The 23,312-nt window shown below is 60.1% G+C and carries 19 protein-coding genes and 1 other RNA gene; 3 read left to right on the top strand and 17 right to left on the bottom strand.

Annotated features, from left to right (window positions below; genetic code table 11):
* Nucleotides 1-208 precede the first annotated feature (208 nt).
* From ssrA to mraZ, 13 genes are all read right to left on the bottom strand, one after another.
* Nucleotides 209-605: a transfer-messenger RNA gene (gene ssrA, locus BW14_RS09180) on the bottom strand.
* A gap of 125 nt (nt 606-730) precedes the next feature.
* Nucleotides 731-1,861, bottom strand: coding sequence for a cell division protein FtsQ/DivIB (locus tag BW14_RS09185; RefSeq protein WP_140490370.1), 1,131 nt, complete (start codon nt 1,859-1,861; stop codon nt 731-733).
* Entirely contained in the window at nt 1,858-3,396 is a 1,539-nt protein-coding gene (murC, locus tag BW14_RS09190; protein ID WP_140490388.1) for a UDP-N-acetylmuramate--L-alanine ligase, read from the bottom strand. Before murC ends, BW14_RS09185 begins: the two co-directional genes overlap by 4 nt.
* 160 nt (nt 3,397-3,556) lie before the next feature.
* Nucleotides 3,557-4,735, bottom strand: a complete 1,179-nt coding sequence (locus BW14_RS09195; protein WP_140490372.1) for a glycosyltransferase — start codon at nt 4,733-4,735, stop codon at nt 3,557-3,559.
* 16 nt (nt 4,736-4,751) lie between these two features.
* Nucleotides 4,752-5,969 carry a putative lipid II flippase FtsW gene (ftsW, locus tag BW14_RS09200; protein WP_140462428.1) on the bottom strand — a complete coding sequence of 406 codons (1,218 nt, stop codon included), beginning with the start codon at nt 5,967-5,969 and terminating at the stop codon, nt 4,752-4,754.
* Nucleotides 5,956-7,401: a UDP-N-acetylmuramoyl-L-alanine--D-glutamate ligase gene (murD, locus tag BW14_RS09205; RefSeq protein WP_044088779.1), complete on the bottom strand. Its 1,446-nt coding sequence runs from the start codon at nt 7,399-7,401 to the stop codon at nt 5,956-5,958. Before murD ends, ftsW begins: the two co-directional genes overlap by 14 nt.
* A gap of 69 nt (nt 7,402-7,470) precedes the next feature.
* Nucleotides 7,471-8,577: a phospho-N-acetylmuramoyl-pentapeptide-transferase gene (gene mraY, locus BW14_RS09210; RefSeq protein ID WP_044088778.1), complete on the bottom strand. Its 1,107-nt coding sequence runs from the start codon at nt 8,575-8,577 to the stop codon at nt 7,471-7,473.
* Between the two features lie 36 nt (nt 8,578-8,613).
* The gene (gene murF, locus BW14_RS09215) at nt 8,614-10,065 is read right to left on the bottom strand and encodes a UDP-N-acetylmuramoyl-tripeptide--D-alanyl-D-alanine ligase (RefSeq protein ID WP_044088777.1); all 1,452 of its coding nucleotides are present in this window, start codon (nt 10,063-10,065) and stop codon (nt 8,614-8,616) included.
* Nucleotides 10,066-10,117: 52 nt separating this feature from the next.
* Nucleotides 10,118-10,987: a hypothetical protein gene (locus BW14_RS09220; RefSeq protein WP_044088776.1), complete on the bottom strand. Its 870-nt coding sequence runs from the start codon at nt 10,985-10,987 to the stop codon at nt 10,118-10,120.
* 55 nt (nt 10,988-11,042) lie between these two features.
* Nucleotides 11,043-12,743: a penicillin-binding protein 2 gene (locus tag BW14_RS09225; protein WP_169740244.1), complete on the bottom strand. Its 1,701-nt coding sequence runs from the start codon at nt 12,741-12,743 to the stop codon at nt 11,043-11,045.
* A 95-nt stretch (nt 12,744-12,838) separates the two neighbouring features.
* A complete protein-coding gene (locus BW14_RS12340; protein WP_044088774.1) occupies nt 12,839-13,297 on the bottom strand; it encodes a hypothetical protein in 459 nt (152 codons plus the stop codon).
* A gap of 2 nt (nt 13,298-13,299) precedes the next feature.
* On the bottom strand, nt 13,300-14,394 hold the full coding sequence (gene rsmH, locus BW14_RS09235; protein WP_044088907.1) for a 16S rRNA (cytosine(1402)-N(4))-methyltransferase RsmH: 1,095 nt from the start codon (nt 14,392-14,394) through the stop codon (nt 13,300-13,302).
* An 11-nt stretch (nt 14,395-14,405) separates the two neighbouring features.
* Nucleotides 14,406-14,912, bottom strand: coding sequence for a division/cell wall cluster transcriptional repressor MraZ (gene mraZ, locus BW14_RS09240; protein ID WP_044088906.1), 507 nt, complete (start codon nt 14,910-14,912; stop codon nt 14,406-14,408).
* 391 nt (nt 14,913-15,303) lie between these two features.
* Between mraZ and BW14_RS09245 the strand changes: the two genes are divergently transcribed.
* Both BW14_RS09245 and serA read left to right on the top strand, forming a co-directional pair.
* Nucleotides 15,304-17,583 (top strand): AAA family ATPase, encoded by a 2,280-nt coding sequence (locus BW14_RS09245; RefSeq protein WP_044088772.1) that lies wholly within the window; start codon nt 15,304-15,306, stop codon nt 17,581-17,583.
* A gap of 10 nt (nt 17,584-17,593) precedes the next feature.
* The gene (gene serA / locus BW14_RS09250; protein ID WP_044088771.1) at nt 17,594-18,793 is read left to right on the top strand and encodes a phosphoglycerate dehydrogenase; all 1,200 of its coding nucleotides are present in this window, start codon (nt 17,594-17,596) and stop codon (nt 18,791-18,793) included.
* Between the two features lie 299 nt (nt 18,794-19,092).
* Here serA and nrdR read toward each other — a convergent pair whose 3' ends face one another.
* Nucleotides 19,093-19,542: a transcriptional regulator NrdR gene (gene nrdR, locus BW14_RS09255; protein ID WP_081886566.1), complete on the bottom strand. Its 450-nt coding sequence runs from the start codon at nt 19,540-19,542 to the stop codon at nt 19,093-19,095.
* Nucleotides 19,543-19,699: 157 nt separating this feature from the next.
* The gene (locus tag BW14_RS09260) at nt 19,700-20,122 is read right to left on the bottom strand and encodes a LysM peptidoglycan-binding domain-containing protein (RefSeq protein WP_044088767.1); all 423 of its coding nucleotides are present in this window, start codon (nt 20,120-20,122) and stop codon (nt 19,700-19,702) included.
* Nucleotides 20,123-20,271: 149 nt separating this feature from the next.
* Between BW14_RS09260 and lexA the strand changes: the two genes are divergently transcribed.
* A complete protein-coding gene (gene lexA, locus BW14_RS09270) occupies nt 20,272-21,000 on the top strand; it encodes a transcriptional repressor LexA (RefSeq protein WP_044088766.1) in 729 nt (242 codons plus the stop codon).
* Nucleotides 21,001-21,123: 123 nt separating this feature from the next.
* Here lexA and BW14_RS09275 read toward each other — a convergent pair whose 3' ends face one another.
* Both BW14_RS09275 and BW14_RS09280 read right to left on the bottom strand, forming a co-directional pair.
* Nucleotides 21,124-22,062 carry a cation diffusion facilitator family transporter gene (locus BW14_RS09275; protein WP_044088765.1) on the bottom strand — a complete coding sequence of 313 codons (939 nt, stop codon included), beginning with the start codon at nt 22,060-22,062 and terminating at the stop codon, nt 21,124-21,126.
* A gap of 140 nt (nt 22,063-22,202) precedes the next feature.
* The gene (locus BW14_RS09280) at nt 22,203-23,165 is read right to left on the bottom strand and encodes an L-lactate dehydrogenase (RefSeq protein WP_044088764.1); all 963 of its coding nucleotides are present in this window, start codon (nt 23,163-23,165) and stop codon (nt 22,203-22,205) included.
* Nucleotides 23,166-23,312 lie beyond the last annotated feature (147 nt).

The following is a 23,312-nucleotide window of genomic DNA, read 5'->3' on the forward strand; positions in this document are numbered from 1 at the left end:
CGCCGCCCCGCTCTCCTTTGTGGAGGACGGGGCGGTCTTCGCGTATCCGGCAGGCCTCTCTCCAGCCTGCGTGCGCACACATTTTTGGGCACATTTTGGGCACATTTTTTCGGAAAACCAATGATTTCGGGTGAAAGACAGTGAAAACAGAAAAGCCGCTCTCCCCTACTGCCGTAAGGGAAAGCGGCTTGTTTCCGCCGAAGCGGATTGGTGGAGGCGCGGGGAATTGAACCCCGGTCCGATGACCGAGCCCGCAGTCTTCTACGTGCGTAGTCTGCTGGCCGTGCGGCGGTTTTTCTGCCCCCATCGATGTCGCAGACGACTGATGGCGAGCATATCCGCAGTTAAAGTCCCGATGCAGTCCTGAGGCTCAGCTGCATCAGCAAGTCTTCTTAACGACGCTCAGCTTCCCCCCGAAGACGAGGAGGAGTGAACGGAGCGGCTGCTCACTGGTTAATCCTGGCGCGAAGCTCAGGCAGCGAGAGCGAACTCAGTGCGGTTAGATTTAGCACTTATTCTTTTGTCGGGGTCATCCACGAGTGGACCCGACGTTCTCGGCGCGCTTCCCTGCAGCGAACAGGTCACCGTCGAAACCGATCGCCCCCATATTGAATTATCAAACTTGCCGGCTTTAGCCGGACATTTCATGATAACCTTTCATCCAACTAAACGCAAATCCATTGCGACACGCCCTGCCCGTCGAACCGACGGCAACGCGAAACGCATCGCATCATTTGAGTATCGGACGGCTGGGAGCGGATACGTCCACCTGCCGATAATCACCGATGACATTGGGATCATTGAGGATCTTGTCCACCTCAGCCATTTTGAGTTTCAGCTGTGAGGAATCCCCCCATACGACCACATGCTCGCCGTCATTGAGCGTGGTGGTCACCGAGTCCTGGGTTTCGACCGTGACCTTGGTGATCTGTTTGCGCATCGATTCCGGCAATGCCGCCAGAATGGTCAACGCACCCTGAACGGAGCGGTTGTTGAGGCTTTTCTGCACGTTCTTGACCTCAATGACCGGAATGCCGCTGACGTTTGCGTCCTGCACCGAGTTGAGCACTCGCGCCTGGGCATCCACGGCGGTCAACGTATCACCGTTTTTGAGCATGGCGGCAGGCTTTTGCGCCTTGATGTCCACACTCAGCGATTTCGGGAAATGCTTGGAGACCTTCGCCTCGCTGACGCCGGGAATGGCTTTCAGCTGCTTGGAGACCTCATCGGAAGACACCAGGAACAGGGATTTGCCGGCTTGCTTGTCCGCTATGCCATGGATGGTCGAGGCGCTCACCCACTCGTTGGCGCCGGATACGCTGATGGCATTCGACTCCAATCGAAACACCGGGGAGAACAGCAGCAACCAGATCAGCGCGCCAAGAAGAGCGGCAGCCAGCACGCCCACTGTAGATCGTATGGCGATGACACGGACATTGGCTTTTCTGCGCTCCTTGGCGCGTGCCGTGAAATCCACCACCTTTGGACGTGTCGCCACCCCAATGGGACCGGAGGTCTGATGCAGGGTTTCGGCGACATAGTCCTCACTGCGCAGGGCTCTGGCATCGACGAACGCGCCGGCCTTGCCTTTGGCCACCGTCACGTCAGCAGGGCTTTGCTGCACCGGCTCCGTCCTGGAGGTCACCGAACGACGTTTGCGGGGATGACTGCTCTTCCCCTGCCTCTCTCCGCTCACACCGGTGCGGACACGGGGCTGCGCATCGGAGTGCGCGCCGGATTCCACCACACGACGAGCCTTGCGCCGCGCTTCCTGTGACTCACGGGATCCACGGGATTCACTTGAGGCGCTGGCTGCGCGGGAGACACCGGCTCCGGAAGAGCTGACCGTGCGTCCGGTCATTCGCAGCTCTCCCGGTGCGCTTCAAGTGCGGTCAGCAGCACCTGGTCCATATTGGTGATGTCCCCCGCGCCTACGGTGAATACCACGTCGCCATGATGGGCGCGCATGGCCATCATCTTGGCTGCCAGGCACATGTCTTCGACCGATTGAATCCAATCACCTGCGGAATCGTCTTTCAGCCCCTGAGCCGCTTCCACGATGGTATCCGGCCCGACATCCGGAAAATCGGCCTGCTTCTCGCGGGCAGGAAAAATGCCAGTGACGATGACGTCGTCGGCCTTGGCCAGCGCCTGCGCGAATTCTCGGGCGAAGAACTTGGTTCGGGAGAACAGATGCGGCTGGAACAGTACGCGGATGGTGGAATCCGGGTAACGCCGGTGTGCGGCATCCAGCAGCGCAGCGATTTCGGTGGGATGATGGGCGTAATCGTCCACAACCGTGACCTGCTTGACGGTGCCTCTGATCTGGAAACGACGAGCAGCCCCAAGGAAGCTGCCGGCTGCGCGCGCCGCGTCGGCGGGCTTGACGCCCAGAAGCACGGCGGCGGTGATGGCCGCTGCGGCATTGCGGGCATTGTGGATGCCCGGCACCTTGAGCGTGACGCTCTGGCAGACCGCGTTCGTCCCGGTCACCGTGGCAGGCAGTTCCAACGTGAGCCGCTCAATGCCGCTTCCGGCGGTCTCGCTTTCCGAGGAGATCGCCACCAGCGAAGCGCCATCCAGCTCGGGAAGCCGGTCTTCTGGCGTGGTTCCGTACACAATGGTGCGCGCCTTGACATCGCGCGGCAACGCTTCGAAGACCGCCAACGCATCCTTGTCGTCAGCACAGATCACCACATGTCCGGTGGCATGACCGGCATGGTCGACGAATGCGGCACGGTAGTGCGCTTCGTCCCCGTAATGGTCCAGATGGTCGGCCTCGGCGTTGGTGATGATGGCGATGGTGGGATGGTATTTGGCGAAGCTGCCATCGGATTCGTCGGCCTCAGCCACCAGTATCGAGCCGTTGCCGGCATGCCCTCCATCCAGAGTGGTCCCGTCCGGGCCTTGGATGGAACCGCCGATCGCATAGCTGGGATCGGCACCCACGTGCACCAGGATGTGCGCCAGCATGGAGCTGGTGGTGGTTTTGCCATGGGCTCCGGCAACGGTGACGGCCTGTTTCCCGTTCATGAGCAGAGCCAGGATATCGCTGCGATGCACGATGTGCCTGCCTGCCTCATGCGCGGCGATGATTTCAGGGTTGTCGGGCTTGATGGCGCTGGAATACACCACGGTGGTGGCATCACCCACATTCTCGGCGCGTTGGCCGAATTCCACCGTGATGCCCAAGGCTTCGAGACGATCGGTCTTGGCGCTGTGTTCGCGGTCGGAACCGTCTACACCGACTCCCTGCGATTTCAGCATTTCAGCCAATACGCTCATGCCGGCGCCTCCGATGCCGATGAAATGCGTGGGCCCGAGATCGGCCGGGGTCGCATGCGTATCGAATGCGGCATGGGTGGGGTCGAGCACAATGGGTTGTTCCTGAGACAATTGACGCTCCTTCATGATGATTCTGACCACATAGTAGGTCTTCTTTTGCCCTTGCCGGGTTATGCCATGCGGGCAGAGTTTGCGTTCAGCCAACCGGCTTGGTGCCGAGTAGCCACCGCAGACCGCACGAGGACCATACGAGACGCAGCGAAGCCGGACATCACGCCCGCCGGGCGAGCTCCAGCACATGACGTGCCATGATATCCGCCGCGTCACGGATGCCGTACTTCCATGCATTGCTTCCGAATTCGGCGAGCATCTGCCGATCGGCGAGCAGAGCGGGGACATGATCATGCACCCATGCGGGCGTCATATCCTTGTCGGCCACCAACAGCCCTCCCCCGGCTTCGACCACGGGCTCCGCGTTGAAGCGTTGCTCACCATTGCCGATGGGCAGCGGCACGTAGATGGCAGGCAACCCCAATGCGGCGAGTTCGGAAACGGACCCCGCTCCGGCCCGGCATATCACCAGATCGGCGCATGCGAAGGCCAGGTCGATGCGTTCCAGGTACTCAGCGGCATGGTAATCGCCCTTGCCGGCCGATTGAGGCCCCAGACCGGTGAGCACGTCGGCTTTAACGGAGCGAGACACCAGATCGCGGACCTCCTGGATCTTGCCACGGCCGGTCAGATGGATGATCTGCGCGTGGGCCAGCAGATCAGCCGCCGATGAGGCTATGGCGCGATTCAGGCTTTGCGCTCCAAGCGATCCGCCGGTGACCAGCACCAACGGGCGGTCGGGATCGACGCCAAGCTGAGCCGCGGATTCGCGGCGCACCTCTGTCCTGTCTTGCTCAAGCCGCGATGCCAATGTGGCGACGGCCGGACGAAGCGGCAGACCGACGCGCTCGATGCGCGTATGGGCGCCAGGCTTCAGACCGGTGTGCTCATACGCCGTGCCGATGTAATCCGCCCATCGCGCGCCCAATTTGTTGGCCATGCCGGCACGGGCGTTCTGCTCATGCATGGCGATCGGGATGCCCATCCTGTGCGCGGTGGCGTATACGGGAGCGGACGTGTACCCGCCGAACCCCGCTACGACATCCGCCTTGCGGCGTGTGAGGATATCGCGGACTTTGCCGGTCTCACGCTTCCACTTTGCGGGGAACTGCAGCATATACAGGTTCGGCCGTCGGGGAAACGGCACTTTTTCGATAGTGTCGAGCTCGTATCCGGAGTTCGGCACCAAATCCTTTTCGAGTCCCACTGCAGTGCCTATGACGCTGATACTGGCTTCCGGCTCGATGGCGCGGATCGCGTTGGCGACGGCCAGCAACGGGTTGACGTGTCCGGCGGTTCCGCCGCCGGCGAGAACAATATGAGGTGTTCCTTGAGTCATGATTACCGAGTGTACTCTACGCATTCTGACGTGATTGTCTGATCTGGGGTTGTGAACGCATGAGGCCGACGACCAGGCCTGCTGCGGCGAGACACATGACCATGGATGAACCGCCGGCGGAAACGAATGGCATCGGTACGCCCAGTACCGGGAATACGCCGACGACGACGCCGATGTTGACCATCGCCTGCCCTACCAGCCAGATAGTGACGCACATCAGCACCATGGCGACATATCGATCGGTGACCTGCAAGGCGACGGCGATCATGCACCAGCCGAGGATCACGAAGAACGCGATCACCACGACGCATCCCACGAAACCGGTTTCCTCGCCGATGATGGCGAAGATGAAATCATTATGGGCCGCCGGAAGATAGTTCCATTTCTCGCGCGAGTTGCCGATGCCCACACCGAGGAATCCACCTGAGGCTATCGCGTATTTCGCGTGCATCGATTGATAGCATACGGTTTGGGCGTCCGCCGCCGAGCAGTCGCCATAGGTGGCGAGGATGCGCTGCATGCGGTTCGGACTTGATACGGCAAGCGCAACGACCATCGCCACGGCGGCCACTATGCCCACACCCATCCATTTGCCGGGGAACCCTGCCACCAGGAACGCCACGAATCCGATGAACAGCAGAATCATCCCGGTTCCCAGGTCCCTGCCGCCGATGACGGCGGCCAATCCAAGGCCGTACATGATCAGCGGCCCGAAATACGCTTTGATGCCTTCCTTCACATATCGTTTCCTGCAGGCGTACAACGCGGCGGGAAGCCATATGCATACGGCAAATTTCATGAATTCGGCAGGCTGTATGGTGGTCACCTGCAGATTGAGCCAGCCTCGGTTGCCGTATACGTCCAGGCCCAATGGCGTGAAGGTCAGGAACTGTATACCGATGGCGAACAGCATGGTCCCCGTGCATATCCGCTTCCAGAAACGTATGGGCATCATCATGGTCATGAATCCGAGAATCAGACCGATCAGGCTGAAGCCGCCTTGGGAGAGCAGACCGCTGAAGGGTGATTTCCCCTGCGAGGCGATGGACGCCGTGGAGCTGGAGAACACCATGATCACGCCGAAACAGGTGAGTCCCACGACTGCCATACGGAAACCGTGATAGCACCAGAGCGGATTCAGCAGGCTTCGCCAGCCCGTATAGTCGGTGACCACCAGGGCCGGTTTCCGCGCCGTCGCGCGCGTGCGCCGCGTGGGGGAATCAGTGGAGGCCATGCACCTCGCTCCATGTCTTGGCGGCTGCGGCGAACCGGTTGCCTCGATCGGCATAGGATCTGAACTGGTCCATGGACGCGCATGCGGGAGCCATCAGCACCACGTTCCCGGCGCTGGCGTATTCGCCGCAGGCTTCGACCGCACGATCCATTACGGTTTCGTTGTCTTCCGGATCGATGAACGTCACGGGGATGTCAGGCGCTTGGCTGGCAAAGGCCTCGCGCATGGGCGTCTGGTCCTTGCCGATGATGACCGCTGCCTTGATGGTATGGGCCTGGTCTTTGATCAGCTGTTCGAATCGGCTGCCCTTGGCGAGGCCGCCCGCTATCCACACCACGGATTTCGCGGGGAAGCTCGACAGGGATGCATTGGCGGCGTGTCCGTTGGTGGCCTTGGAATCGTCCACGAAACGGATGGTGCCGCCGTTTACCGTCGCTTCGGCCACGGTTTCGATGCGATGGCCACCTGGCTTGAATGCACGCAGCGCCCGCAACGAGGTATCGCGGTCGGCGCCCAGTCCGAGCACCAGGGCGAGGGCCGTCAGCGCGTCAGCCACCAGATGCGGATACAGCGTGCCATCCGGTTCGGTCAGATGCGTGAATTCGGCGAGCGGGGCCAGCGTCACGCCCTCACCGGGGTCTCCCCCGGCAACGCCGCTCCTGTCGACGATGCAACCGTCTTCGATGCCAATCTGGCCTGCCTGCGGCACGTCGAGGGTGAATCCCACCTTGCGGCATCCCTCGGCGGTGTGCGCGGCCTGAGCCAACGCAGTGACTGTGGCATCCTGCGCATTGTAGACAATGACGCGTTTGGCGTTGTGGAACACCTTGGATTTGTCGGCCGCATACTGCTCACGGCCACCATGCCAATCCAGATGATCATCGGCGATGTTGGTGATTGCGGCGCAATCCAATTCCAACGAATCAGTGAAATGGAGCTGGAACGAACTCAGTTCCACACACAGCACATCATGCCGCGGGTTGGTGGCGCAGCGCGAAAGGCTCATGGACATGTCCCCTGAGGCGATGTTGCCCGCCGTGGGGGCGTCCATGCCGCATGCGGACAGCATCTCGGAGGTCATTTCCGTGGTGGAGGTCTTGCCGTTGGTACCGGTGATGCCGATCCATGGCGCCGGGTTGCCGGTGCGTTCGTTGTCGGCGCGCAGCCGCCAGGCGAATTCCACCTCGCTCATGACCGGAATGCCACGACGCTGCGCTTCGAGGATGAACGGGGTACGCGGATTGAACACCGGCGACGACATCACATAGTCCACGTGATCCCAGTCGATGAGGTCGAAAGAGTGGAGATCCGCCTCCTTCTTGCGCTCATCCACACCGATCACGTGTGCGCCGCGTTCCTTCAGCACCTCGGCCAGCGAGGTTCCGGACACACCGAGACCAGCGACGACCACCGTCTTATCCGCTACTTGCATTATTCCTCCCTTTACGGCAATCCGGCCCATGCGCACATGCAGGGCCGGAGCCACAGCATTCGAAACCGTTCAGCTGAACAGCAGACCGGATCGCGCGACCCAGTCTCCATAGAACACGGTAAGCGCCAGAAGCACAAAGAGCAGCTCGATCATCCAGAACCGGACGACGACCTTGGTCTCCGTCCACCCGCTGAGTTCGAAATGATGATGGATGGGCGCCATCTTGAACACACGCTTGTGCGTCATCTTGAAATAGCCGACCTGGATCACATCGCTCATGGCTTCCATGACATACAGGCCGCCGAGAATCACCGCCAGGAATTCGGTATGGGTGGCGATGGACAGCGCCGCAAACAATCCGCCCAATGCGAGGGATCCGGTGTCCCCCATGAAGATCGACGCCGGATTCGAGTTGTACCACAGGAATCCGAAGCAGGCCACGGCCGCGCAGATGGCGATGATGGTCAGATCCAGTGGATCCGAGACCGCGTAGGAATACCCCTGATGCCCGCCGCCCTTGATGTGGTAGCTTTCCCAGAAGGCGATGACTCCGAAACCGGTGAAGGAGATCATCGAGGAGCCTGCGGCAAGACCGTCAAGGCCATCGGTGAGATTCACGGCGTTGGTCCATGCCGTCATGAGGAAGTTCACCCAGATCACAAACAGGATGATGGCCACCGCCCTGCCGGCGAATTCGAAGCTGAAGAACGGCTTCTCGATGAAGCTCATGCCCGCCTGAGCGCTCGGCATGCCGGTCTTGGTGGGAATAATCAGCGCCAGTACCGCATAGATGGTGGCGAAGACGAACTGTCCGAAGAACTTGCCCCCTACGGTCAGCCCCTCGTTCTGCTTCTTGCTCACCTTGGCGAAATCGTCGATGAACCCCAGCAATCCCATGGACAGCATGGCGAACAGCACCAGCACCGCGGACCATGACGGCACATCGCCTGCGTGCAGATAGCGGTACAGTGCAGACGACCCCCATCCGAGCAGAATGGCGATATTGATGACCACACCACCCAAGGTCGGGGTGCCACGTTTGACCAGATGCGATTTCGGACCATCCTGACGGATGTACTGGCCGTAATGCAGTCTGTGCACCAGGCGAATCAGCATGGGCGTACCCACCATGGTGACGATGAGCGACACCAGCATTCCAATAATCAGAGCAATCACGGGTGGTTCTTTCTCCTCTAATCGGTGTTTCGACGCTCAGTCGTTCGACCAGCGTTCCGCAAGCGCGCTCAGTCCTGAGGCATGGGACCCCTTGAGCAACACCACGGTATCCGGGTGGTTTGCCGCCAGGTCAAGCACCAGCTCCTCAGCACGGTCGATGCTCTCCACACAGTCTACAGACACCCCGTCAACGTCCCGGGCTCCGCTGGCCAGCGCCTCCGCCATGTCGTGCAGGTGGGGATCAGCCGTGGATCCTACGGTGATGATCGCGTCGAGCCCCAGTCCGGCCGCGAAACGCCCGACTTCGGCGTGCAATCTGCTTTCGTCGGGGCCAAGCTCGAGCATGGCGCCTAGCAGCGCCACGCGATAAGGCTTGCTCCCGTCCTTGGCGGTGAACGCCTTGAGCCCTTCAAGACCGGCCTTCATCGAATCGGGATTGGCGTTGAACGAATCATCGATCAGCGTGAACCGAGCGTCGCCGCGCGATACGGTGGACAATGCCATGCGGTGCGGGCTGATGGTACGCTGCGCGGCCAGCACCTGAGCGACCCGCTGCGCGGTCATGCCATAGTGCAGGGCCACGGTGGCCGCAGCCAGGGCGTTCATCACATTGTGCAGCCCCGGGATGCCCAGATGCACCTGCACGTGGTCGCCTTCAGGGGTATGCAGCGTGAATTGCGCATGGTCGTCGGTATCGGCGGTGATGTCCGTGGCGAGCACTTCGGGTCCATGTCCGCCTTCCTTGCCGAACCATAGCACCTTGCCCGGGGCGAGCGAGGCCATGGGCGTCACGTGATCGTCGTCGCCGTTGAGCACGGCGAGACCGTTCGGCAGCAGTCCAGTGACGATTTCGCTCTTGGCCTGAGCGATGCGCTCACGGGAGCCGAACTCGCCCAGATGGGCCACTCCCACCTTGAGCACTATCGCCGTGTCCGGTGGAGCGATACGCGTCAGCCGTGCGATCTCCCCAATATGATTGGCTCCCATTTCCGCTACGAAGAAGCGGGTGGAGGCATCTATCTTCAACGCCGTCAGCGGCAGGCCGATCTCATTGTTGAACGATCCGATGGGCGCCACGGTCGGCCCCAAGGTGGACATCAGCGATGCCAGCAGGTCCTTGGTCGTGGTCTTTCCCACGGAACCCGTCAATCCGATGATGTCGAAATCCCCGGGCAGTTCGCGACGACGCTCTATGTTGGCCTTGGCGAGCCTGCCGAGCGCCGACACCGTGTCATCCACCACGATCTGCGCAATGGCTGTGGATGGCACCTCATGGTTCACCAAGGCCGCGACGGCACCTTGTTGACCGACGCGCGGCACAAAATCATGCCCGTCGACACGTTCACCGGGAATCGCCACAAACAGTGAACCAGGCTTCACCTGACGCGAGTCGCTGACTGCGCTCAGGACCTGCGCGGCAGGTTCGCTTCCGGGGACCAGACGGCCATCGACCGCCCGCGCAATCTCCTCGACGCTCATTGGGACCATGTATTCCTCACTCCTTTATCATCCATGCGACGACTCAGGTCATCGCACAAGCTCAGCTCAGGTTATTCGCCACGCGCAACGCACTGCGCACATTGTTCTTCCGCACGCCCGCCGCCAGCACCATGGAGATCGCCAATGACATGTGTCCCGCCCGGACAGGGTCATACCCGACCGGCGATTCCAAGGCGAGTTCATCCGATTCCCGGCTGGTGGTGGTCACGACGAGGTCGCGGTCGGAGATGAACGCGTACCGGGTCTTCAATGCGGACACGTCTTCGCCGGGGGCGACATGCTCGATGCCCAGCACATCGACGTTCACCGATTCCAACGCGTGATTGGTCAATGTCGCCGGATTCATCGCAATGATTACGGCGGCAACGCCGTCTTCGGCGCATACTGCCAGCGTCCGCTGCATGTCCAACACTCCCAGCGGATAGGTGAGATTCAGCGCACGGGTCATCGATGTGGAACCGGCGGCGCTGATCTTCGCCACGGGATTGCCCAGCATGTGGAGGAAATCGGCGAGCTGGGTCACGTTGGCGTCCACCTCGTCATCGTCCGTTCCGGATACGGCGAACATGGCCAAGGCATTGGTCGGCGACCCGGCGAGCGTCACCGCCATGGACCCAAGCACATGGTCGTCGAGTTCCCCGAACAGAAGCGGGATGTCCGCGTCCGGACACTGGTGCCGGAACGATCGGGGCAGCAGCGCCGCATATGCTCCGGCTTGCGCCGCGTGCCCCAGCTCGGACACCCGAGATCCGCAGACGAACAACGACCCCGGGCTCACGCTGTCAAGAGAATCACAGATTGCGGTAATCGTGACATTGGTGGCAAATTCGGGAACGATCTCAAAACCGTATTGTTCCGACAACATACCCAGCGTCATGCGCTCGGAGACGGATTCGCTCACTGCACTCATGGGCTAACGCCTTTCTTCCATGACTATGGTGCTCATGACTATTGTCATCTCAGCATCACCAAGTGACCGGGATAGCATCTTTGCGAGGCGACGAAACAGGCACCTCGTATTTCTGCATAAGGAACTCACAAATCTGGGCGGCCACAGGGCCTGCGGTCAAGCCGCCGAATGAGCCCTGCGGATCCTTCATCACCACAGTGATGGCGAACCTCGGGTTGTCGGCGGGAATCACCACCGAGTAATCGGAGATGATCGAACTCAGCGAGCCATTGTCGCCGGCCACCTCGGCGGTACCGGACTTGGCCGCCATGCGGTAGCCATCGACCTTGACGAACTTGTTGTAGTTCTCGGCCACGGATTCCATGGCGTTCATCACATCGGAGGCCACCTGCTCATCGAGTACGCGGGTGCCGGTGCCTTTCGTGGCTTCCGTGGTCTTGCCGTCCGCATTCGTGGTGGACTTGATGATTGACTGCTGCAGACGCACGCCCTTGTTGGCGATGGTGGCCACCACGTTGTTGAGCTGCAGCACATTGACCGTGTACCCCTGTCCGAACAGCACCGTATTGCGGGTACGCAGATCCCATGATGACGGATTGGTGAGCACGCCGTTGGATTCGCCAGGAAGGTCGAGACCGGTTGATTGTCCGATGCCGAATTTGGTGAGGAATTCGTAGCGCTGGTCATCCGTGTAGTTCTTGCCGGCAAGCACCATGCCGTTGTTCGAGGACTGTTGGATGATGCCCGCAAGCGTCCAATGCATGTCGCCGTGGGTGAAGGCGTCCTTGAACGTCTGACCGTCATCGGTCACCGAATTGGGCACGGTGAACTGGTCGGTCATCCTGTGCACTCCGGTCTGCAGATATCCTGACGCGGAAATCAGCTTGCCGATCGATCCGGGTTCGAACGTTTCGGATACCGCCCTGGAAGCACCCAGTTTCGCCTCATCCGTGCCGGCATCGACCTCATCGCTGTCGGCGAGCGCCAGGATCTCACCCGTCTGGATATCCTGCACCACGCCGATGACCCACGGGGACCCATACTTGGCCTTCGCGTCCTTCATGATCTTCTTGACGTACCACTGGACGTCCCTGTCAATGGTCAGGTTGACATCCGAACCGTCTTGGGCGGGCACGGATTCGGTCATGGTCCCCGGAATCTCCTCGCCACCGTAGTTGCCGCGCTGGTAGGTCTGATGGCCATCCGTGCCGGTGAGCACCGTGTTCTCCATCTGTTCGATGCCAGCCACGCCATCGCCCGCGTCGTTGACGCCGCCGAGCAGCGAGCCCATGAGGTCTCCGTCCGAGTAGATGCGTTCGCTGCTAAGCTCGCCCCAGACGATGCCACCGAGATTCAGATCGTCGATGCTGCGCTTGACCTGTGGCGTCACATCCTTCTTCAGCACTACGTATTGACCGCTGATCGACAGATCGGCGCCTAGTTCCATGGCGCTGATGCCCAGTGCCTTGGACAGCAGGCGTCCGACGGCAGCGGCACCGGTCACGCCGACAGGCTTTCCGTCAATCTGATGGCAGTAGTCACTATTGTTCTTGTTGCACGTGATCGGCGTGAATTCCTGGGCGGCTTCGGGATTGGCGACGATGGTGTATCGTTCCACGCTCTGCGCCAGCACCGTGCCGTTCGCATCCAGAATCCGTCCCCGTTTGGCGCTCAAGGTCACACGTGAGGTACGTGAGGCCGTGGCGGCCTGCGCCATCTGGCGTCCGTCAATCAGTTGAATCGACGCAAGCTGCATCACGCATAGGGACGCCACCAGCGTCAGAATGACGCCGATGGCGATGCATTTGAAGGCGAAGGTCTTCGAATACCGACGCAGCCTCTGCCATGTACTCACTGTGTTCCGCCTTCCGCGTCCTTCGGCTGCTGATACCCCTGCAGGTCGATGGTCGCCGCCCCGCCTTTGCTGACCATGCCCATTTCACTGGCCTTGTCGGGAAGCTCCGCCACAAGCTGATCGAGTTTGGCCTGATCGTCATCGATGTCCTGCGTCAGCACACTGATGTGCCGCTTGACTTCCGCAGCCTCAAATGAGTTCTGCACCATCTGGGTGCGCAACATCAGCGCCCCTATCAACGTGGCGGCCAGGAACACGACCGCTACGGCCACATGCATCATGGGGGCGGTCCTGGTACGGGTCCATTCAAGAACCCGACCGAACACGGAGCGCTCATGGTCGTCGCGCGTATTGGATATCAGTTTCAACTGCGGGCGCGGCGCTGCCTGGGGCTTGGCTTGAGGACGCTGCGATGCCGAAGAACCGGATCGAATGCTTCGTACCGTTGCCGCCATGGTCAGTTTCTCCTCGACGTGTGATGTGCTGTGCTGTTGCCGTGATGTCTTGTGCCGGCTCGGTTCGTCGCCCCTCGCTCCGCATCGACCGGAATCGGCTGATCGGCCATCTGCTGGAACCGAGTGCGCCAGCGATCGGGGATCGGTCTGCTCAATTCGACCGCACGCAACCGAACCGAGGCCGATCGTGGATTGGAGGCGATTTCCTGCTCATCGGCCTTGACGGCGCCGCGGGTCAGCTCCCTGAAGAACGGTTGGGCGTCGGGCGGCACGATAGGCAGATCGGCCGGGGCATCGATCCTCAGCCCGTTGTTCATGAACGATTTGACGGTTTTGTCCTCCAATGAGTGGTAGGACTCAACCACCAGGCGGCCACCGACATTCAGCCGGTTCGCGATTTGGGGCAGGGTGGACGCCAGCTTCGTCAATTCGCCGTTGACCTCGATGCGCAGCGCCTGGAATACGCGTTTCGCCGGATTGCCTGCAGGGCGATGCGCCTTGGGCACCACCCGCTCCACCAGCGCGTTGAGCTGACCGGTGGTGGTCAGGGGTTCCTTGGATCGGTCGGCGACAATGGCACGGGCAATCTGACGGGCGAAACGCTCCTCCCCGTATTCCTTGAAGATACGTATCAGGGCGGGGGCGTCATATGTGGCGAGAACAGTCTGTGCCGTCAGCTTCTGGGTCGTGTCCATGCGCATGTCAAGCGGAGCGTCATGGGAGTAGGAGAACCCCCTATCCGTCTCATCGATCTGCAAACTGGACAGTCCCAGATCCATGAAGACGGCATCCACTCGGTCTATGCCCTGATTCGTCAGCACACTGTCAAACTCATCGAACGCGGCATGGACAGGCATGAACCGATCGGACAGTCCCTCCTGTTTCATGCGCTCGGTGGCCAGCGCCAGCGCCTCGCTGTCACGGTCTATGCCGATGAGCCTTGCCTGCGGAGCCGCTTTCAGGAACGCAATGGAGTGTCCGGCGATACCCAATGTACAATCCACGGCCACCGCCCCGTCATAGGCGAGGGCGGGAGCCATCAGCTTCACACAGTCCTCCAGCAGCACCGGCTGGTGAATGGCGGTCAGGTCAGTCATCAGATCAGTCATCAGAATTCCACCTCCGGCAATACGTCATCGGCAATTTCGGAGTAATCCTCTTCCTTCTGCGCGAGGTACGCCTCCCAAGCGTCCTTATTCCATATCTCGGCGCGTGTGCCCACGCCGATGACCACGATGTCCGAACCCAGATGCGCGTAATCACGCAGCATCTGGGGAACGACCACGCGCCCCTGCCTGTCCGGCTCCTGATCAACGGCACCGGAAAGAAACACACGAAGGTATTCACGGGCCGCCTTGTTCCCCACCGAGGTGCGTTGGATCTGCGCTGCGATGCGCCTGAATTCATCAAAAGGCAACAGATACACGCAACGCTCCTGGCCACGGGCCATGACCAGCCCTGCTCCGAGTTGCGAACGAAACTTGGCGGGAAGCGCCACGCGTCCCTTGGCATCGATCTTCGGCGTATAGGTGCCAAGCAGCAACGGCGGCAGTCCATTGAGCATGTCGGAGACGCCGGTGGAACCATGGCTCTGGGTCGATTCGGCATTCGCCATTTGCTCGTCAGCCATGATTCCACCTCCTTTTTCGCGCACACTCGATACACTTCGGCCCACTGGTTCACCACTTTACCCCACTTATCCCCATTTTCCCCCACCAATACACAATCTACGCATGCTTTGAGGGACATTTCCCCCGCCCACGCGTGTCGGGAGACGAATCATGGGCCACGCCGAAAAGAGCGCCGACGCCGCCGGACACCGATTCCGCGCACCGCTCGCCTGCAAAGCCCGCTTCAGCCTGCTGCAGCACGCAGTACGGCATCCGCAGTCGAATTCACTCGATGTTCACCCTGCTTCACCTGTCAGCAGGCGTCCCGGTAGGGGGCGTGCGGTAAATTTGAGTGCCTTAAAGTGTTGACCCGGAAGAAACGGAAACGAAGAGAGCATGTCGAGTTACGCCTCACAATTGCACGAGGAACAACAGGCCGTCGACCGCGCGTACGGCCGTCTTGATGACCTCCGTGCCGAAATGTGGCAACGTCTGGACACCGTACGCGCCGCAGGATCCCACGGATCGCCCACCCAGCGCACCGAGAGGGATTCCTTCGCCACCATGTACGAGGACCGTCTCACCCAGCTGCGCAGCGTGGAGGACCGCCTCGTGTTCGGCAGGCTTGACGCCAAGGACGGCACACGGCGTTACATCGGCCGCATCGGCCTGTCCAGCAGCGACCATGAACCGATCCTGACCGATTGGAGGGCCGAAGCGGCACGCCCCTTCTACGAGGCGACCCCGTCCAACCATGGCGACATCGTCATGCGTCGGCACATCACATTGAGCTTCCGCAATGTGGTGGGTGTCGAAGACGAAGTGCTCGACGTCCATTCGGATCAGGTGGGGCAGGCCTCCTCCGCGGGAACGCTGACCGGCGAAGGCGCTCTGCTGGCTTCGCTGAGCTCCAGGCGCACCGGCAAAATGACCGATATCGTAGCCACCATCCAGGCCGAGCAGGACCGCATCATCCGCTCCGACATGAACCGCGCCGTGGTGGTGCAGGGCGGCCCCGGCACCGGCAAGACCGCAGTGGCCTTGCATCGTGCCGCCTACCTGCTGTACACGCATCGCCGCACGTTGGAGCGCTCAGGCGTATTGGTGGTCGGCCCGAGCTCGGCGTTCCTGCACTACATCGATCAGGTGCTGCCCTCGCTCGGCGAGACCGGCGTGGTCTCCCGGACGATCGGCGACCTCATTCCGGGCATCACCGCGACGGCGACGGATACGCCGTATGCGGCCAAGCTCAAGGGAGACCGACGCATGGCACAGGTGGTGGCCAACGCCATCGCCGCACGCATCCGCGTCCCCGACAACCTGCCCACGGTCACCATCAGCGGCATTCAGGTGCCCATGCTCGCAGTGGACATCCAACAGGCGCAGGCCGACGCCAAACGTACCCGTCAGGCACACAACAAGGCTCGGGAGACTTTTATTCGCTCCATGCTCTCCAGCATGCAGAACCGGTACGCCGAGCAGCTTGATTACACACCTGATCAGGCGGAGCTCAACCGCGCCATGCAGCTGCTGCGCATGAACGACACCGTGCGAAAGACGTTGAACCTGTGCTGGCTGCCGATGACCGGAACATGGCTCATCGACCAGCTCTTCGCCCATCCCGAACGGCTCTCCACGTTGGCTGGCTGGCTGTCCGATGACGATATCCGCGCGCTGGCGCGTCCGAAGGGATCACCACTCACCAAGTCGGACATCCCCCTGCTGGACGAGGCCATGGAGCTTCTTGGCCCCGACCCCAAGGTCATGGCCAAGAAGTCGGCCTCCGATGCGCGCCGGGCCGCCGAGGAACAGTACGCCAAAGACACCTTGGCCGCCACCGGTCTCGGCCAAGGCATCATCTCCAGCCAAATGCTGCTCGACCAGATGAACGGTGGCGATGCAGAACTGACATCCCAGCGTGCCGCCGCGGATCGCGAATGGACATACGGGCATATCGTCGTCGACGAGGCCCAGGAACTGACCGGCATGGATTGGCGCATGCTGATGCGCAGGTGCCCGTCGCGTTCGTTCACCATAGTGGGCGATGTGGCGCAGACCTCCGCCTTGGGAGGCACGAGGCGCTGGGACAAGACGATGAATCGCCTGTTCGGCGCGGAGCATTGGGACCTGAACGAGCTGACCATCAATTACCGCAATCCACAGGCCGTCTCCGAACTTGCCTCACAATTCGCGAAGCATGAAGGTCTGTATATCTCGACGGTGCATGCAGTACGCAATCTGACCGGAGCGGTATCCCGACGGACCGCTCCCGACACCGCCTCGATGCTCGAGGCCGCAGCCGCCCAGACCGCGCAACTCGCCGACCACTATGTCTCCTCCGACGGAACCGGACGCATCGCGGTCATCTGTCCGGACGAGCTCATCCAGCCGATGCGCGACGCAGTGCGCAAACGGCTCTCTCAGCAATTGGATGCTGCCGAATACCAGCGACTGATCGATCAACCGGAATGGGATGAACAGATCAGCGTATGCGGTACCGAAACAGTCAAGGGCCTGGAATTCGACGCGGTCATCGTGGTGGAGCCGGGCCTGATCATGGATGAGGCACCCAGCCGTCTGGTCGCCGCATCCGACCTGTATGTGGCGATGACCAGACCGACGCAGAAACTGGTTATAGTTCGGACAAAAGCGGACGAGCAGTCCCTGAACATCTAAGGTGATACATATGCCGAAAGCACTTTTATTGGAGAACATCCATCCGGATGCAGCGCAATCATTGCGCGATCACGGCTTTGAAGTCGAAACGATGAAGGGCGCTCTGAGCGAGGACGAGCTCATTGACGTATTGGATGGCGTGGATGTGGTCGGCGTCCGTTCCAAAACCAGCGTCACCGCACGCGTACTAGAGGCTCGCCCCACCCTCAGCGCCGTGGGTTGCTTCTGCATCGGAACGAATCAGGTCGATCTGGAATACGCAGGCAAGCATGGCATTGCCGTATTCAATGCACCATACTCCAACACCCGTTCCGTGGTGGAATTGGTGATTTGCGACATCATCTGCCTGATGCGTCGTATCCCCGCGCATACGCATCACATCAAGCATGGCGTCTGGGATAAATCCGCAGCTGGCTCCCATGAGGTGCGCGGCAAAACCTTGGGCATCATCGGGTATGGCAACATCGGGTCGCAGCTGTCCGTGCTTGCCGAGGCTTTGGGCATGCGAGTGGTGTTCTATGACATCGAAGAGAAGCTGGCGCTGGGCAACGCCCACCGCTGCGCAACGCTGAATGAACTGCTGGAGCAGTCCGACGCGGTGACGCTACATGTCGATGGTCGCAAATCCAACACTGGCTTCTTCGGCGAAGACCAGTTCAATCATATGAAGCAGGATGCAATCTTCATTAATCTGTCAAGAGGATTCGTAGCCGATCTGGACGCGCTCAAGCAGCATCTCGATTCAGGGCATCTTGCTGGCGCGGCGGTGGATGTGTATCCGGTGGAGCCGAAGAAAAGCGGCGACGCGTTCAATACGCCGCTGGCCAACGAGGCCAATATGATTCTCACGCCGCATATCGGTGGCTCCACGTTGGAAGCCCAGGAATCCATTGGTCATTTTGTCTCCCAACGACTTGAGGATTACTGGTTCAACGGATCGACATCATTGTCGGTGAACCTGCCTCAGATCAATCTGAGCGGCTGCAAGGGCGTTTGCCGAATCGCACACCTGCACGACAATCTGCCGGGTGTTCTCGCTCGAGTCAATCATGTCCTCGGCGAAAAGAACATCAATATTTCGTTCCAGTCGTTGGCCACCGAGGGAGAACTCGGCTACGTTGTCACGGACGTGGCATCCAAACCGAGCGAAGCGACATTAAAGGCCCTGGGCGACATCGAGGGCACCATCCGCATGCGCGTCACCCACTGAATACAGACAGCGGCACGGAGCTTCTAGTGGTCTGTCTCGTAAATAACTGAGGGATTAAGCTTGTTCTCTCCCCCAGTCAGCTTCGCTGACAGCCCCCTCGCCAGAGGGGCCAGAACCCTACAGACAGGATGTTGCCGTGAAGCAAACAGCGGAGTTGTTTGTAGGCAACATGCAAGCCGACAGGTAAGAGAGCAGGCTGCGCATGGAGCGCGTTCCTGATTGCAGGACTGGCTGTCAGCAAAGCAGACTTGGGGAAGGACCATAGGCATGCCATTGATGAGTTGCGCGACAGGGCTGCTTCAGCGCTCCTTACTGCGGAGCTCGTCAATGGCATGCTGGAAATCCTCGAGACCCGAGAAATCCTGATATACACTCGCAAAACGCAGGTATGCCACTTCATCCAAGTCACGCAAAGGCTTGAGAATAGCCTTGCCTACCTCATCCGACGTGACTTCCGCAAGGCCGCGCGAACGAAGGTCCTCCTCCACTTTCTGCCCCAGCGCCTTAAGATCCTCTTCACGAACCGGACGTCCCTGACACGCTTTTCGTACACCATTGATGACCTTGTCACGGCTGAACGGCTCTGCTCCACCGGACCGCTTGGTCACGAATAGCATGCTGGTCTCCACCGTGGTGAAACGTCGATTGCATTTCGGGCATACACGGCGTCTGCGAATGGAATGACCATCCTCGCTGATGCGAGTGTCAATGACTTTAGTGTCGGGATTCTGGCAAAAAGGACAATGCATGCCACCTAGAATAACGTGTTCATACCGAAAAACCGAATGCAGGTGGGTTGTATCATGCGGATGCACACCGTACGAAAGCGAATCATGCCGATGCATGCAGTATCGATACACACTCATATCGATACTCGCTCATGTCGATGATGCGCACATATTCGCGTCATGCCATCTGGGGGACGAGGATATGCTGGCCCGCCCGCAATGAACCGGAATCCAAATCATTCAGCGCAATCAGATCATCAACCGTCTGCTGCACATCCTGACCTTCGGGCGTAATCGAAGACGCATACGACCACAGTGTGTCACCGGGTCTTACCGTGTAACCGATGACATCCGTTGTACCGGTGTCCGACTGCGCGGACTGCACCGACCATATACCCATGCCGCACCACGCCAACGCTACGGCAAGCATCAACGACAGCAGCCAATGCCGCTGCCCGGCATGCGACCGATTACGGAACACGGCTCCCTGTCCCCTACCATCCATGCGCGCAATCACAGCACGACGATGTGCAACACCACGCACTTCGCGAGTACCAGCAACGCGATCACGAGCACCGGCCAATGCAGCTGAACCAGTCATCACGACAACCTTTCTCGAACAGATGTTCTATCGAACATCTGTTCTTAGCATTGCACATGCGTTCGAAGATGTCAAGTTGACACTCGAACAGATGTTTGATTTTTCGCATATGTCACGGTATGCTGAAACAAGTATGAAAGGAGCCCTCCGTGAGCACGATCCCCTTCGCCTCCAGCCACGAGCGCAGCAGCGATTCGCTGTCCGAGCGACAGCGCAAGGTGCTTGAAGCCATCACCTCCCATATCGAAGAACAGGGGTTCGCGCCATCATTCCGTGAAATCGGTGCGGCAGCCGGGCTCAAAAGTCCCTCCTCGGTCAAGCATCAGCTGCATGTGCTTGAGGAAAAAGGGTTCATTCGTGTCAACGCCAATAAAGGACGGGCCATCGAGGTCATCACTCCCGTGACCCCTGCTCCACAGGATGCCACGCAGGATACGGAGACGGGCGAGGTGGAGCAGACCACGACGGCTGAAATCTATCGATTCCCCGACGAGGCAATCAGCGAATCTCGCGATGTACCACTGGTGGGTCGCATCGCCGCCGGAACGCCTATCACCGCTGAGCAGCATATCGACGATGTCATGCGGCTGCCGGAGCGTCTGACCGGATCGGGAAAGCTGTTCATGCTCGAAGTGCACGGCGATTCCATGGTGGACGCAGCCATTTGCGACGGCGATTTCGTAGTGGTCCGCGAACAGAATTCCGCAGTCAACGGGGACATCGTGGCTGCGTTGCTGGATGATGAGGCTACGGTGAAGACGTTCCGTAAGGATCACGGACATGTCTGGCTGATGCCGCATAACCCGGCCTACTCCCCTATCGATGGCACGCACGCTACCATCATGGGCAAGGTGGTCACCGTGTTGCGCAAGCTATAGCCTAGCCGCGCATCTGCGCACAACGAGGTTCCGTGTGACCTTGTGAAGGGCACACGCAAGCGACATGTCCCCTTCACAAGGCCGACGCTCCGACCTTCGGCACTAATGGCCAAAATTCGCAGGTCATCGATGCAGCTCTTCAGCGGACTGGGTGGAGTAGCCTTCCGGCTCCAGTTGGAACGTGGTATGCGGCACCGAAACAGGGAAATGCTCGCGCAGACAGTCCTGAAGTTGGGCGAGCACCTGCGCGGCCTGTTCCATATTGAGATTCTTGTCCACCACGACATGCGCCATCAATATCGGCATTCCCGTCGAAACCGTACTGGCATGCAGATCATGAACCGCAATGACGTGTGGAACATGCTCCATATGCTCACGCACGGCATCCAGATCAAGACCCTTCGGGGTCTCCTCAAGCAGTACCCTCACCGCATTGTGCAGCAACTTGATGGCACGCGGAATCATGAGCAGCGCGATAACGCCACCTGCGACGGCATCAAACCCATTCCACCCCGTCGACATCATGACCAGTGCGGACACGACCACGGCCACCGAGCCAAGCGCATCGTTCATGACCTCCAGGAAAGCGGCTTTCATATTCATGTTGTCTTCACGTTGGGAAGCCAGGATGAATATGGAAACGACATTCGCGGTCAGACCGAGTACGCCCACGAACAGCAGCAGGTTGACGTCCTCGACACGTGTCGTCGATTGTCCGAACAATCTCATGCCGGCCTCCACCAACGCATAGACGCCGACGATCATCAGCACCAATGCCCCTGCGGCAGCCGTCAGCACCTCGAGACGGGCCCATCCCCACGTGCGCAAATTGTTCGGCTTCCTACGCATCAATACCGCGGTGACCGTGGAGGCGATGAGCACCGACATGTCAGTGAGCATATGGCCCGCATCCACCAGCAAGGCCAGCGAACCGGTCAGGACGGCGGATACCACTTCGACGACGAACACAGTTCCCGTCACCGTAAGAGTGGCCATCAATCGTCGCTGATGCGCCTGGGCTGCGGACTGTGTCACGCTAGTCGAGGAATGATCATGGGACATGTGGAACAATGCATCCTTTCCGGTTCCATTTGAAACCGTTTCTCAATACCATTTGCGTTATCGCCCGGAGACGACGAAACCCCGGCACATGGCCGGGGTTTCGCAATAGTACCTTATGGTACCTGAAAGCAACCGCTCAATCAGAAGCCGAACTTGGCGGCGGTCTCCTTCAGGGTCTCCGCGGAGCGCTTCAGAGCAGCGAGCTCCTTGTCGGAGACCGGGGTGTTGATGGCGGTGTTGACGCCCTGACGGTTGAGCAGGGTCGGCACGGACATGCAGATATCGGAGATGCCATGGAAGTCCTTGAGCATGGAGCTCACCGGCAGAATGCGGTTGGTGTCATGCAGAACGGCCTCGACGATGTCCACACCGGACATGCCGATGGCGTAGTTGGTGGCACCCTTGCCGTTGATGATCTTGTAGGCGGCGTTCTTGACTTCCTGGTGAATCTCTTCACGCTTGACGGCGTCGAGCGGCTCGTGGCCCGGCAGCGGGGTCCAATCCAGCATGGGAACGCCACCGATGGTGGCGGACTCCCACAGCGGCACTTCGGAGTCGCCATGCTCGCCGGCGATGTAGGCGTGGACGTTCTTGACGTTGACACCGGTCTGCTGGGCGATCAGGAAGCGAAGACGGGCGGAATCCAGGTTGGTGCCGGAGCCGAAGACCTGGCTCTCGGGCAGGCCGGAAATCTTCTGGGCGACGTGGGTGGCGATGTCGACCGGGTTGGTGATGAGCATGTAGATGGCGTTCGGGGCGACCTTGACCAGGCCCGGGATGATGGCCTGCAGAATCTTGACGGTGGCGCCGACGAGCTCCAGACGGGACTGGCCGGGCTTCTGACGCGGGCCGGCAGTGATGACGATCATATCCGCGTCGCGGCAGATCTCAGGATCGTCGGAACCGTCGATGGACACGGTCGGGTAGAAGCTGGAGCCGTGCTGCATATCGAGCACCTCGGCCTCCACGCGTTCCTTGGCAATGTCCTCAAGCACGATCTCGCGAGCGACGCCACGCTGGGCAGCGGCGAAGGCGAGGGTGGAGCCAACAGCACCGGCACCGATGATGGCAAGCTTCGTGGGCTTAACGGTAGTTTCCGCCATGATGGATTTACCTCTCTTCAAAGGCGGTCTGCAGTATGGCAGGCCTTGTGACTAACGGTTTCACTGTATAAAACCGTGCCGACGTTTGCGCTCCCATGAAACCGCCGAATCAACAGACAATCCCAGCATTCGCAAGTGTTGTTAGCG

Source organism: Bifidobacterium sp. UTBIF-68, assembly GCF_006408855.1.
GTDB lineage: Bacteria > Actinomycetota > Actinomycetes > Actinomycetales > Bifidobacteriaceae > Bifidobacterium > Bifidobacterium reuteri.